Origin of the sequence: Dyadobacter luticola, from assembly GCF_005860805.1 — a bacterium.
GTDB lineage: Bacteria > Bacteroidota > Bacteroidia > Cytophagales > Spirosomataceae > Dyadobacter > Dyadobacter luticola.
Genome location: NZ_VCEJ01000002.1, coordinates 2,437,640 through 2,450,198 on the forward strand (window position 1 = coordinate 2,437,640; position 12,559 = coordinate 2,450,198).

12 protein-coding genes are annotated in these 12,559 nt (G+C 48.0%); 9 read left to right on the forward strand and 3 right to left on the reverse strand.

Translation table 11 applies throughout. The features are described 5' to 3' along the window. The first annotated feature begins 209 nt into the window (after window positions 1–209). Window positions 210–2,423 (forward strand): TonB-dependent receptor family protein, encoded by a 2,214-nt coding sequence (locus FEN17_RS10200; protein ID WP_138365140.1) that lies wholly within the window; start codon window positions 210–212, stop codon window positions 2,421–2,423. Between the two features lie 62 nt (window positions 2,424–2,485). After that, window positions 2,486–2,833, forward strand: a complete 348-nt coding sequence (locus tag FEN17_RS10205; protein WP_138365141.1) for a hypothetical protein — start codon at window positions 2,486–2,488, stop codon at window positions 2,831–2,833. 74 nt (window positions 2,834–2,907) lie between these two features. On the opposite strand, the gene FEN17_RS10210 is transcribed toward FEN17_RS10205, so the two are convergent. Beyond that, window positions 2,908–3,399 (reverse strand): cupin domain-containing protein, encoded by a 492-nt coding sequence (locus FEN17_RS10210; protein ID WP_138365142.1) that lies wholly within the window; start codon window positions 3,397–3,399, stop codon window positions 2,908–2,910. Between the two features lie 316 nt (window positions 3,400–3,715). Here FEN17_RS10210 and FEN17_RS10215 point away from each other — a divergent pair, with 316 nt between their 5' ends. The 6 genes from FEN17_RS10215 to FEN17_RS10240 all read left to right on the forward strand — a co-directional run bounded on the left by FEN17_RS10215 (window position 3,716) and on the right by FEN17_RS10240 (window position 7,541). Beyond that, the gene (locus tag FEN17_RS10215) at window positions 3,716–3,976 is read left to right on the forward strand and encodes a type II toxin-antitoxin system Phd/YefM family antitoxin (protein WP_031529489.1); all 261 of its coding nucleotides are present in this window, start codon (window positions 3,716–3,718) and stop codon (window positions 3,974–3,976) included. Next, the gene (locus FEN17_RS10220; RefSeq protein ID WP_138365143.1) at window positions 3,958–4,239 is read left to right on the forward strand and encodes a Txe/YoeB family addiction module toxin; all 282 of its coding nucleotides are present in this window, start codon (window positions 3,958–3,960) and stop codon (window positions 4,237–4,239) included. Before FEN17_RS10215 ends, FEN17_RS10220 begins: the two co-directional genes overlap by 19 nt. Window positions 4,240–4,344: 105 nt before the next feature. After that, on the forward strand, window positions 4,345–5,274 hold the full coding sequence (locus tag FEN17_RS10225; protein WP_171037890.1) for a helix-turn-helix domain-containing protein: 930 nt from the start codon (window positions 4,345–4,347) through the stop codon (window positions 5,272–5,274). Between the two features lie 87 nt (window positions 5,275–5,361). Next, window positions 5,362–6,138, forward strand: a complete 777-nt coding sequence (locus tag FEN17_RS10230; protein WP_138365144.1) for an SDR family oxidoreductase — start codon at window positions 5,362–5,364, stop codon at window positions 6,136–6,138. A gap of 104 nt (window positions 6,139–6,242) precedes the next feature. Then, window positions 6,243–7,148: a PD40 domain-containing protein gene (locus FEN17_RS10235; RefSeq protein WP_138365145.1), complete on the forward strand. Its 906-nt coding sequence runs from the start codon at window positions 6,243–6,245 to the stop codon at window positions 7,146–7,148. Between the two features lie 45 nt (window positions 7,149–7,193). Further along, window positions 7,194–7,541, forward strand: coding sequence for a hypothetical protein (locus FEN17_RS10240; RefSeq protein ID WP_138365146.1), 348 nt, complete (start codon window positions 7,194–7,196; stop codon window positions 7,539–7,541). Between the two features lie 18 nt (window positions 7,542–7,559). Here the strand turns inward: FEN17_RS10240 and FEN17_RS10245 are convergent, their stop codons facing one another. Then, window positions 7,560–8,255, reverse strand: coding sequence for a helix-turn-helix domain-containing protein (locus FEN17_RS10245; RefSeq protein WP_138365147.1), 696 nt, complete (start codon window positions 8,253–8,255; stop codon window positions 7,560–7,562). A 26-nt stretch (window positions 8,256–8,281) separates the two neighbouring features. Then, complete coding sequence (locus FEN17_RS10250; RefSeq protein WP_138365148.1) at window positions 8,282–9,097, reverse strand: SDR family oxidoreductase; 816 nt, start codon at window positions 9,095–9,097, stop codon at window positions 8,282–8,284. 304 nt (window positions 9,098–9,401) lie between these two features. On the opposite strand from FEN17_RS10250, the gene FEN17_RS10255 reads away from it, so the two are divergent. Beyond that, on the forward strand, window positions 9,402–12,548 hold the full coding sequence (locus FEN17_RS10255; protein ID WP_138365149.1) for a SusC/RagA family TonB-linked outer membrane protein: 3,147 nt from the start codon (window positions 9,402–9,404) through the stop codon (window positions 12,546–12,548). Window positions 12,549–12,559: the final 11 nt, after the last annotated feature.

A 12,559-nucleotide genomic window follows, 5' to 3' on the forward strand; every position in this document is an offset into this window, starting at 1 on the left:
TTTAATTTCTACAAAACGAACAAATTTAAGATACCAAATGTCGGTTAACCCAGCATTTCCAGATCATTTATCTCTTTCACTCATAAAATTCCATCCCGAAAAGATGAAAATCCGCGACGGTAACTTTCCTAAATTTGCAGTCCTCGTCATCCGTTTTTGATTTGCAAAGACTTTTTACCAAACCGTACTTACCAGTTCGATCATTCTCAATGAAAAACATTATACTCAGTTTTTGTACCCTCATTTTCTCCGCGCATTTTTCTGTTTTTGCCCAAACCGATAAAAAGAAAGATTACGATAAAGTCTTCGATCTCAATGAAATCACCGTCGGTGAGCGCAAGAATGTGATCCATACCGAGCGGCTCCCCGACGTGCATAATACCTACATTACGGCTGGTAAAAAAAGCGAAGTAATACAGCTCGACGGCGTGAATGGTAACATTGCCGAGAAAACCGGCCGCCAGATTTTTGCCAAAATCCCCGGCGTGTTTGTGTACGATATGGACGGCAGCGGCAACCAGGTCAACATTTCAACCCGCGGGCTTGATCCCCACCGGTCGTGGGAATACAACATTCGTCAAAATGGGGTGATCACGAATTCCGACATGTATGGCTACCCGGCCAGTCATTACAGCCCGGCGATGGAATCGATCCAGCGGGTGGAGCTGGTGCGTGGCACGTCGTCGCTGCAATATGGGGCGCAGTTTGGCGGGATGATCAATTATGTGACCAAAACGCCGGATACGACGAAGGCGATTACATTTGAGACGATCAATACCGCAGGTTCTTTCGGACTTTTCAGTTCCTATAATGCCATCGGCGGGAAGGTGGGCAAGCTGACTTACTCGGCTTATTATCAGCGCAGACATTCGGATGGTTATCGTAAAAATGCGAAGTCTGATGCGCAGTCGCAGTTTGTGAGTTTATCTTATGAGTTCAGCAAATCGCTCCAAATCAAGGCGGAGCTCGGCCGCTCGGAATATGTGTACCAGATTCCCGGCCCGCTCACCGACGCCATGTTCCAGGCCGATCCGCGCCAATCTACCCGCTCACGAAATTATTTCAATCCGGACATTTATGTACCCTCGATCGTCATCGACTGGAAAATCAACCCCAACACCCAACTGAAACTGACCAGCTCGGGCGTATACGGCGCGCGTAACAGCGTAATGTTCGATGCATTTGCAAATGTACCCGACACGATCAGCCGCGTCACAAATGCTTTCCGCGCACGTCAGGTGGACGTTGATAATTTCAAAAGCTTCACCACCGAGTTGCGCCTGCTGCATCAGTACGATGTCCTGGGTTTCCGGAATGTGGTTTCGGGAGGCATACAATTGATGCACAACAACCTCCGCCGTCGTCAGCTGGGAAAAGGTACCACAGGCAGCGATTTCGACCTGACCGTGACCGACCCTGCATTTGGGCGGGATATGTATATGAAAACGAATAATGTCGCGCTATTTATCGAAAACCTCATTTTTATCACCCCGCGACTGACCGTATCACCCGGATTTCGTATTGAAAAAGGCAGCACAGATATGACGGGTAAAATCAGCTACTACGACCCGACCGATTTACCAAATACGATCAAACACAGTTTTCCGCTCTTCGGCATCAGCTCGCAGCACCGCATTGATGAGACGAGCCGCGTGTATGCAGGCTTTTCGCGGGCCTATCGCCCGGTGGTTTTTAAAGACATTATCCCCGGCTCGGTGCTGGAACGCGTGGACAAAAACCTGAAAGATGCGTACGGCTACAACCTGGAAGCGGGCATCAGCGGCAACATTCGTGAAGTGCTGAAATATGACATTGGGTTATTTCAGGTGATGATCAACCACCGGATGGGCACCGTGGCGATGAAAGACGACGACGGCACCGCCTACCTCTACCGCACCACTACCGGCGACAGCAAAACCCGTGGCGTGGAGGCATATATCGAGTATAGTTTGTTTAAAAGTTATGAGCAATCGGTGCCGGCTACCGAGTTGTCGGTTTTCACATCGACCTCTTATTTCGACGCCAAATATGTGCGCGGCTCGGCGGTTTTGAATGGTGAAAACAAGGATGTAGCAGGTAACCGCGTAGAAGGCGTCCCAACCTGGATCTCACGAAATGGTTTGCAGTTTTTGTATAGAAAATTATCGGTGACGGCCCAGTACAGCTACGTCAGTTCCAATTTTGCCAACCCGATCAACACCGTGGAACCTTCGGCAAATGGTACGACCGGAAAAGTGCCGGGATATGGGCTGCTGGACTTGAATGCCACATTGCGGCTCGGCAAAAGCTACACATTACGCGCCGGCGTGAACAACATTGCGGACAAACAATACTTTACAAAACGGCCGACGATGTACCCCGGAGCGGGCGTCTGGTCTTCGGATGGGCGGAGCTTTAATGTTTCTTTTGGGATAAAAATCTAACTTTGCAGCGATCTTAACTGACAACACCAACTTTTGAGATCGCTCATCAACTAACATTTTGCATGTTTCCCTCCGATTTAGTTCAAGAACAAGAAAGTAAAACCATCAAAAAAAGCGCGACCAAAGCGCTGGAAGCAGGCCAGCGATATATATATGTTGTTTACGATCCGGAAGCGACGGATCAGGAGTCAGCCCAGCAACTAGCCTTTATCGAACAACGCTTTGAAAACAGTCGAACTCCCGCCCGCCAGGTCACCAACGAAAAGCATTTCAAAACGTTAAGAGAAGCAAAAATCTTCGTCCGCAACAACTTCGCCCTCGGCGCCGAATACTTCTCCTCGAAGCAGCTAAGTAATCCGGATAATGTATTTTACACGCTGGCTGATAAGCTGGCTTATTTTATGGCTTAGCGGGGTTTGGGGACGTAGCTTCTGATTCTTGCTTTTTTGGTAAATATTTTTCCCTGGATAGTTGGGCCTATTTCTCATTCCAAATAATCCGGCGGATAAAGCTTTTGACCGTATTTTTCGGCGATGGCGTTGATTTTTTGCATGTCCGGCGGCTGATTTGGTTTGTCTTTTGCAGCTTCGGCGAGTTTTGCTACTTCTGTGAAAAACTCTTCCAGTCCTGCGGGTACGACGGTGCACAAAAGCCGGGCAAGCTTGTCGGAATTATTTTTGAAACCGTGCACGATCCCGCCGGTTGGTATGGAGGCATAACTTCCGGCCGTGGCTGTATAGCGTCCGGTTTCTGTCTTTATTTCAACTTCCCCTTCCAAAACATAAAACGTCTCATGAAAACCCGCATGCGCGTGCGGCCCCGGTCCACCACCCGGCGGAACGGTCATTTCGATCGTCGCATACGCACCGTCCGTCTCACTTCCTGAAACCATAATCCGATAGCTCCCGCCAGCGATAGACAAAACCTCGCCTTGCCCTGCCGCTATAACATTTGCGTTCTTTTTTTCCTGCTCCATATTTTGAGATTTTTTAAAAACAATAAAAATCAGCGTGGCTTTGAGAAAGTAACTCCCCCGTTTTAGGTCTCCTAACATAGTTTACACCGTCCGGGGGACTTTCGCCAACCTCAAACCATAACAGAGCAATGCTAGCTAAATTTCTCATAACGGAAACTTTAATAGGCATACGAATATTTGCAGGATTTTGGTGGGAAGCAAATTTGGCATCAGGCAACTTATAAGTCCAGTCGAATGCTCCGAAATGACATTCGACTGATGATCTTTTTATTTCCAGAAATCTCACCTATCTTAGTGTACACAAAATCGTACACCCATGAGAATCATATCAGCCAGGGAGTTTCGGGGAAAACAGAAAGATTATCTGGATTTGGCCGAAAAGGAACGCGTGATTATTCACCGGGGGAAAAATAAGAAATCAGTTCTACTCACGCCAATTGATGAAAGTACTGAAACTGATGTCTTTTTTTCGGATCCACAGGTATTGAATGCCATCAAAGAGGGCATTGAGGACGTGAAGGCTGGAAGAGTGACTTCCATTCGCGATCTCAAAAATATATGGGCAGATATTCTGTAACCTTCTCTGACAAAGCAAAAAAAGACCTTTCTTTTCTACACAAATCCGGCGGAAAAGCTATTGTAAGACGCATCGAGCGCATTTTTGAGCAGCTCGGAGAAGATCCCTATAATGGTATCGGCAAGCCGGAGCAACTCAAAAACAATCTTTCCGGATTATGGTCAAGACGCATTGATAAAAAGCATCGTCTTGTTTATCAGGTCATTGAACGTACTGTTACTGTTTTCGTAATCGCTGCAAAGGGGCATTATGATGATAAATAGATATACTAATCATTAATGCTTGTATCCTGTTTGCATTTCGCGAACTAGAAAACAAAACCTTCCCAACGTTCCCTTATATTTGATTTTCGCAAACGTCACCACGCCATGCCCATCACAACCCTCGACGATTTTTACCGCGAAGCTGCTGAGTTTTCAAAAAAGGATTTAAGCGAGCTTATTCCAACCGGCATTACCAAGGAAATCGGGCATTTTAATGTCTTTGATGTTGCCGAAGCTTTAAAGATGATCAAGGAGAGGCCGCATATGACTTATAACCGGCGGGCTTATTATAAAATTAACCTCGTGGATGGGAAAAACCGGGCCGAGTATGCGGACAAAACGATTGATATTGAGCAGCATGCGTTGATTTTTGCGACGCCGAAGGTACCGTACAACTGGGTTCCGCAAGGGCCGGTACAGGGTGGCTATTTTTGTTTGTTTACGGCGGATTTTCTGGCGCAATCAAAAAGTGGCGTGGTGCTGGATGAATTGCCAATTTTCAAGCCGGGCGGATTTCCTTGCTTTCATATTTCTGGCGAGGAAAAGGCTGACATTGAGACGATTTTCAGGAAAATGCTGAAAGAATTGAGTTCCAATTATGCCTTTAAGTATGACCTGCTCCGCAATTATTTGATGGAGCTGATCCATTTCGGCCAGAAGCTGCAGCCGGCGACGGATTTGTACAATGCGCATAACGCTTCGGCGCGGGTTTCGTCACTTTTTGCCGAGCTGCTCGAACGCCAGTTCCCCATCGAATCACCCCTGCAAAGCCTCAAATTGCGTACAGCAAAGGATTATGCTGACCAGCTTTCGATCCACGTCAACTACCTGAACCGCGTTTTGAAAGAGCAGACCGGGCAGACGACCAAGGGACACATCAGCAACCGGCTCGTGCAGGAAGCCAAGATTTTGCTCAGACAAACCGACTGGAATGTATCTGAAATCGCATATAGCCTCGGCTTCGAGGAAGTGGCCCATTTTTCCAATTTTTTCAAGAAACAAACCGCCGCTTCTCCCCTCGCCTTCCGCAGCTAGGTTTCTTTTTTGCAAACATCGTTTTGATTTTTGCAAGTGCTGACCGGGCTGCGCTGCTGAACTTTGTTCCATCAAAATTCAACAGGAATGGAACTTAGCAACAACACCATATTAATCACCGGCGGCACGAGCGGCTTCGGTTACGAATTCGCCTCGCGGCTCATTGCGCTTGGAAATACCGTCATCATCACCGGCCGAAGTGTCCAGAAATTGCAGGAAACCAAACAAAAACTCCCGGCAGTTCACATCATACAAAGCGATGTAAGCAAGCCGGACGACATCATCAAACTGCACGAGCAAGTCATCACGCAATTTCCCAATCTCAACATTCTGATCAACAATGCCGGCGAAATGCGCAAGCTGATCCTCCATGAAAACCACACGCCTGACGACATTACCCGGGAAATCGAGATCAACTTAATGGGGCCGATCCGCATGGTGCAGCAATTTCTGCCACATTTGAAAAAGCAAAAATCCGCGGCAATTATGAATGTGACGTCGGGCATCGCGCTGATGCCTTTTCCGATTTCGCCGGTTTACGGGGCGAGCAAATCAGGGCTGCGGTCTTACACCAAATCACTTCGCGTGCAGTTGAAGCATACCAATGTGAAGGTTTTCGATCTGGTCGCGCCGGGGTCATCCACGCCTTTGAATGAAAAATTTATGGATAGTAAAGACTTCAATTCGAGCTTGGTAGTAACGCCCGAGAAGATCATTGAGGCGGCGATTAAAGGTTTACAAAAAGATAAGTATGAGATTTATCCCGGTCTCGCAAAGGTAATGCATGTAATGAGCCGACTGGCACCGGGGTTCCTGCTTTCGCAGGCGGCGAAAATGGGCGCGGAAGAAATGGCAGGCAAGTAACCGTTCAGTATTATTCTGAAACAGAATCTAGGTAGAATTTCCGGTTTGGCGGTTCTTGTTAGCATTTCAAAGACTCATTCTAACTCGTAAATCGCTTAGCCATAATGAAATACCTGTCATCCACATTTGCAATACTGCTCATTTTTTCCGGCTCGCTGTCGGCTCAGAACATTCCGGCAAAATCCATGTATCTGAACCAAAATCCACCAGGACAAACGGCGGCGGTTTTCGCGCCTGGCCTGGTTTCTTCCAAAGAACATTACGAATATGGTTCGACGTTTTCGAAAGATGGAAAGGAGCTGTTTTACGCAGTGATAATTAATGATAAGCCGCAGATCCGGTGTATCAAATTTGAGGAAAATGCATGGTCTGCGCCCAAAACGATTATCGGCAGCGATAAATATGAGCACAATGATCCATTTCTGTCGCCAGACCAAAATCGGTTGTATTTCATTTCAGACCGCGCGATGGACGGGAAAGGCGAGAAAAAGGATTTCGATATCTGGTATATCGAGCGCACTTCGGACGGCTGGTCGGACAAACCGGTCAGCGCCGGACCGGGCATTAATACCCCGAAAAACGAATATTATATGTCCTTCACAAATGACGGCACCATGTATTTTTCGTCTAATGGGGGCACAGATATGGCAACGGATAAAAATTACGATATCAAATCCGCGAAATACTCAAAAGGAGAATTTCAATCTTCGGTGAAGCTGCCGAAAGAAATCAATACGGAACATTATGAAGCCGATGTTTTCGTATCACCTGATGAGCAATATGTTATCTTCTGCACCGAGCGTCCGGGTAATTTTGGAAAAGGCGATTTGTATATCAGTTTTAAAACCAAAACCGGCGAGTGGCTACCTGCAAAAAATATGGGCAATAAAATCAATAACGAAGGCTACGAATTTTGTCCGTTTGTGACCAGCGACGGCAAGTACCTCTTTTTCTCCCGTGACGGGGAGATTTTCTGGATCAGCGCATCGGTGATTGATTCGCTGAGATGACATTGATCCGGAGGTTTTTACTTCAACATTTAAATATACCAAACCATGAAAATCATCAGTGGAATCCTCATTCTCATCACCGCTTTTCTCAGCCTGAAACACGGCTGGGAAGGATTACAGATAGATTCACATCCCGAACAGTTAAAAATGGCCACCGACCTGGGTGTGGGCAAAACCGGCGTTATGGTAGTAAGTGTACTTAGTCTTGCAGTCGGCATTGCTATTTTATTTCCGCAGACCTTTTTTATCGCCAACCTGGTCAATGCAATTACCATTGTTCTAATTATGGCATTCTCGTTGAAGGGCGGAAATTACAAGATGGCTTTGATGGAAATTCCGTTTCTGGCGATCCCGCTGGTGCTGATTTATCTCGGGCATCCTTTGAAGAAATAGAAAAGATTTGAGAATAAATCAATTTAAATTCCGAAACTGCACCGGCGTTTTGCCTGTCTTCTTTTTAAATAGCTTATTAAAATACTGCGGGTATTCAAAGCCCAGCGAATAAGCAATTTCGCCGACGGATTTTTTGGTACTGAGCAGAATATTTTTAGCCTCTTCAATTAAATATAAATGAATGTGGTCCTGGGCATTTTTGCCGGTTTCCTTTTTTAATAAATCACTGAGATAACCTGGTGATAAATGCACTTCTTCGGCCAGGAATTTCACGGTCGGCAGGCCTTTTTCTGAAAGACTGCTGCCGTGAAAATATTCGTTTAGTGTTTTCTCGACCTGCACTACCACCGAATTGTTCGAGGTTGTCCGTGTGATGAACTGACGTTCGTAAAACCGCATACAATAGTTGAGGAAAGCTCGATGGTTTTCGGTGCCTTCGGTATCACTATCCATTTCCAGCACCTGGCCGGGCGCCAGGCAAATCATGCTGCCGTCCTGAAAATCGACGGGTTTGCGGCCGTAGCGCATGTTGGTTTTGGGATAATGTTTGAAAATGACGGAATAAAAATCCGGCGTCACCCGCACATCGTCCATCACATGGTCGCGCAATTTGCCGAAATCCACCACCGCCACCAGCGGATGCTGCGCATGGCCGGCCAGCTTGAAAAACGTGAATACGTCGGATACACTGCGAAAATGAACGAGCTGGCTCATGGGTTGGGTTGTTTTTTACAAAGATATCAAAGTGCAAACTGGCTTTTGATCGCGCCCATCAATGTGGCATCGTCGAGCTGCTTGCGGTTGGCGATAATTTCGCGTGCATCTTCTCCGGCCGTGTAACGCAACTGGCTGGTACCGTCGGTGGCGGCTTCATAAATCACCTCTGCCACCACGGTAGCCGGCGACGCATTTTGGAACATATTACCGACGGACCCAAGAAACCTGGTCACGAGCGGCTGATATTCCGTCATGGTCTCATCATTGCTAAAGTCGAGTGAACGTCCGACAAAATCAGTAGCGATCGCCCCGGGTTCCACGATTTTGACCTTCACGCCAAACTGCTCTAATTCAAAACTCAGTGACTCTGAAATTCCCTCAACCGCGAACTTGGTGCCATGGTACAGCGCGCCGAGCGGAAAGGTAATCTTGCCGCCAATCGACGAAATGTTGACGATCACCCCGCTGCGTTGCTGGCGAAAATGCGGCAGCACAGCCCGGGTCACATCCAGTAATCCGATAACATTCGTATCAAATTGACGAACGACATTCTCTCTCGAAAATGCTTCCAGCGGCCCGTATGCGCCATAACCAGCATTATTCAACAATACATCAATACTTCCGAATGTTGCAATCGCTTCATTGACTGCCGCATCGATCGACGCCGGATCGAGTACATCGAGACGGGTTACCAGCACATTTTCCAGTGCCGCCAGTTCCACACCGGTTTCAGGGTTACGCATCGTGGCTACCACATTCCAGCCGTTTAAATGAAATAATTGTGCGGTTTTTTTTCCGATACCGCTGCTTGCTCCTGTTATTAAAATGGTCTTTTTCATTTTTTCCTTTGTTAAAGTGATGATACAAAGGTCATCCAGCAAGACCGGCAGGATATAATACAAATCCACGGAAGTTGTATGCTTTTCGCGGATCGGCAAAATTCAAAGGCTCTTACTTAAAACAACAACAAATTCTCCCTCTTATAATATTCCCAAAACATAATTGCACAATTCTTCAAAATCGGCAAATCAGAATAATTATTTTACTCAAAGTTTGAAATTTAATATACCTTACATAAATTACGGGTACGTACACGGTTTTTCTTATTACTCAGCTTTTTTAGTCACCTAACCTTTAACCATTATGCGTCACTTTTTACCGCACAGCGGCAGGAAAGGACAGGGATACCTCTGCGTTTTCCTGGCTTTTTTGTCCTACACCGCTCAAATTCACGCCGCCGCCCTCCCCACCGGGAAGGTAACCGTCGCGCCCGCCAGCCGGGCGATCCCGATCAAGGGAAAAGTAGCCGATAAAAAGGGCGAAGGTCTTCCCGGCGTCAATGTTATCATCAAAGGCAGCGAGCGGGGAACTACCACCGACGTCAACGGAACATTCAGCATTGATGTGCCCGGAGAAAGCGCAATCCTCATTTTCTCGTATGTCGGGTACGTTACCGCAGAGTTGAATGTGGGTAGCAAGTCGCAGATCGATGTGGTGTTGCAGGAAGATTCCAAGTCGCTGGATGAGCTGGTGGTCATCGGGTATGGTACCGCCAAAAAGAGCGATCTCACCGGCTCTATCGCCCGCATCGACGCCACCACTTTTCAAAGCCAGCCGATGACGCAACTCACAGATATGCTCACGGGTACGGTGGCCGGTTTGCAGACCACACAAAGCACTTCGGCAGCCGGTGGAAGTTCCATCGAGATCCGGGGTGAGAACTCACTGAATGCTTCTACTTCGCCCATGGTCGTCCTCGACGGGGTGATTTTTAATGGCAGCATCAATGATATCAACCCAAACGACATTGAAACCATCGACATCTTGAAAGATGCAAGCTCGGCCGCCGTATATGGGGCGCGTGCAGCAAATGGGGTGATTCTGGTGACGACCAAGAAGGGTTCGAGCGACAAGCCGCTGATCAGTTTTTCTACCAAAATCGGCGCTACGCAGGTTGCTTCCAACAAAGTAGCGGTGCGCGATCCGCAAAATTACCTGGATTTCCGCCGCGATTTTCTCCGGACCTTGGGTGGTACCCAGCCGCCTTATTATTATTTCAGCCCTAACCAGCTTCCGGCGGGCGTCACGCTGGATCAGTGGCGCGCGGCCAGTAACAATCCCAATGCCGACAACAACCGCGAGTGGCTGAGCCGCCTCAACTTTTTTCCCGAAGAAGTGGAAAGTTATATGTCGGGCCAGACCGTGAACTGGGCCGACCAGGTTTTTCATACCGGTTTGCGACAGGAATATGATCTGAATGTGAGCGGGCGTACCGATAAGGTGAAATATTACTGGTCGCTGGGTTATCAGGACAATGAAGGGATTATCCGTGGCGACAAATTTTCTACCCTGCGCTCGCGACTGAACCTCGATTTGAAAATGACGGATTGGCTGAATGTCGGCATCAATACCCAATATGCTTTCCGTAACGAAAGCTCGGTGACGGCTTCTGTGGGGAATATGTACCAGGTAAGTCCTTATGCCAAAATTTACAATGACGACGGCACCGTGAAATGGTATCCCCACGGCTACATTGTCGCCAGCCCGCTGATCAATTACAAAGGTCAGGACCGGCTTTATACCACAAATAGCCTTTTTGCCTCACTTTACGCGGATGTGAAACTGCCTTTCGGGATCTCCTACCGGCTTTCTTTCCAGCCGCGTTCTTCGCTGAGCAAGGATTACGATTACTGGTCGCCGCAAACCATAACAGGTGGCGAAACGTACGCGGGCGGTTTTGCGACGCGCGAAAATTACATTTCGTCGGAGTGGCTGATGGATAACCTCATTAAATGGAACAAACAGTTCGGCGTGCACCATTTTGACGTGACGCTGCTCTATAACCTGGAACAGTTTAAGTCGTGGAGCGATTCTACCAGCAACCAGGGTTTTCAGCCGAGTTCTAACCTCGGTTTCAACGGATTACAGTATGGAAGCAAACCCACCATCAATAATAATGATATCAAATACACCGGCGACGGTTTGATGGCGCGGCTCAACTATACTTTGCACGATCGCTACCTTTTTACAGCTTCGGTACGCCGGGACGGTTTTAGTGGTTTTGGTCAAAAAAATCCTTACGCCTATTTTCCAGCCGCAGCATTGGCCTGGCAGCTTCACAAGGAGAAATTCTTTAAGTCCAATTTGTTCAACCAGTTGAAGCTGAGGACTTCCTGGGGTCGAAATGGTAACCGCGACATTGGTCCGTATGCATCATTCTCGCAGCTCGGCGCAATCCAATATTACAATGGTACGTCTACGGCAGTCGGCGTTTACACGTCGTCATTAGCCAATCCCGGACTTTCGTGGGAAGAAACCCAATCGCTCAACTTTGGTACCGACATTAGTTTGCTCGGCAGCCGGGTGAATGTTACGGTGGATTATTATCAGGCCGAAACCCGAAAGCTGCTGGTCAACCGCTCGCTGCCGACGGTTACCGGTTTCAAGCAGGTGACGACCAACATTGGCTCGCTTTCCAACCGTGGACTTGAAATGACCGTGAGCACCGTCAATGTGCGCAAACCAAACCTTACCTGGAATTCGGCGCTCAATTTTTCTTTTAACCGCAACAAAATCCAGCGGCTTTTTGGCAACACCGGCAGCTATACTTTACAGGGCCAGTCGCAGTCGGGCGAGATACCGGATTATACCAACAAATGGTTTCCCGGCAAATCCATCGACGCGGTGTGGGATTACGATGTAAAAGGCATCTGGCAAACCGAAGAAGCGGAGCAGGCGAAAAAGTTAGGGCTTTCGCCAGGCGATTACAAAGTGGCCGACTTGGACGGAAATGGTGCTTTGGAAGCATTGCAGGACAAAACGTTCATCGGCTATACCACGCCACGGTACATGCTGGGTTTGAGAAATGAGGTAACATTCTTCCAGCATTTTTCGGCCTCGGTTTTCGTCCGCGCAGACCTCGGCGGGATCCGTGCATTTCCCTGGGCGATCTCGGAATATTCGAGCTTCGATCGCCGCAGCACGGCCAACTACGATTATTGGACACCGGAAAACCGATCGAACGATTATCCGCGGCTGGGTAACAACAAATCACCTTACGGCGGCGGCCTGATGCCTTACAAGCCGACGGGTTTTGTGCGCATCCAGGATATTTCGCTTTCCTACAATGTGCCTTCCAAAATTTCGGAAAAGATCAGGTTGAACAATGTGCGCGTCTTCGGTGCGGTGCGCAATGCATTCACCTTCACCAAATGGCCCGGCTGGGACCCTGAATCCGGCGACTCGCCGATGCCGAAAACGGTGACATTCGGTCTGAACCTATCCCTATAACACATCTTAGA

Coding starts and splice junctions, on each gene's coding strand:
- FEN17_RS10200 (WP_138365140.1), top strand. CDS start 210: ATGAAAAACATTATACTCAGTTTTTGTACCCTCATTTTCTCCGCGCAT.
- FEN17_RS10205 (WP_138365141.1), top strand. CDS start 2,486: ATGTTTCCCTCCGATTTAGTTCAAGAACAAGAAAGTAAAACCATCAAA.
- FEN17_RS10210 (WP_138365142.1), bottom strand. CDS start 3,399: ATGGAGCAGGAAAAAAAGAACGCAAATGTTATAGCGGCAGGGCAAGGC.
- FEN17_RS10215 (WP_031529489.1), top strand. CDS start 3,716: ATGAGAATCATATCAGCCAGGGAGTTTCGGGGAAAACAGAAAGATTAT.
- FEN17_RS10220 (WP_138365143.1), top strand. CDS start 3,958: ATGGGCAGATATTCTGTAACCTTCTCTGACAAAGCAAAAAAAGACCTT.
- FEN17_RS10225 (WP_171037890.1), top strand. CDS start 4,345: ATGCCCATCACAACCCTCGACGATTTTTACCGCGAAGCTGCTGAGTTT.
- FEN17_RS10230 (WP_138365144.1), top strand. CDS start 5,362: ATGGAACTTAGCAACAACACCATATTAATCACCGGCGGCACGAGCGGC.
- FEN17_RS10235 (WP_138365145.1), top strand. CDS start 6,243: ATGAAATACCTGTCATCCACATTTGCAATACTGCTCATTTTTTCCGGC.
- FEN17_RS10240 (WP_138365146.1), top strand. CDS start 7,194: ATGAAAATCATCAGTGGAATCCTCATTCTCATCACCGCTTTTCTCAGC.
- FEN17_RS10245 (WP_138365147.1), bottom strand. CDS start 8,255: ATGAGCCAGCTCGTTCATTTTCGCAGTGTATCCGACGTATTCACGTTT.
- FEN17_RS10250 (WP_138365148.1), bottom strand. CDS start 9,097: ATGAAAAAGACCATTTTAATAACAGGAGCAAGCAGCGGTATCGGAAAA.
- FEN17_RS10255 (WP_138365149.1), top strand. CDS start 9,402: ATGCGTCACTTTTTACCGCACAGCGGCAGGAAAGGACAGGGATACCTC.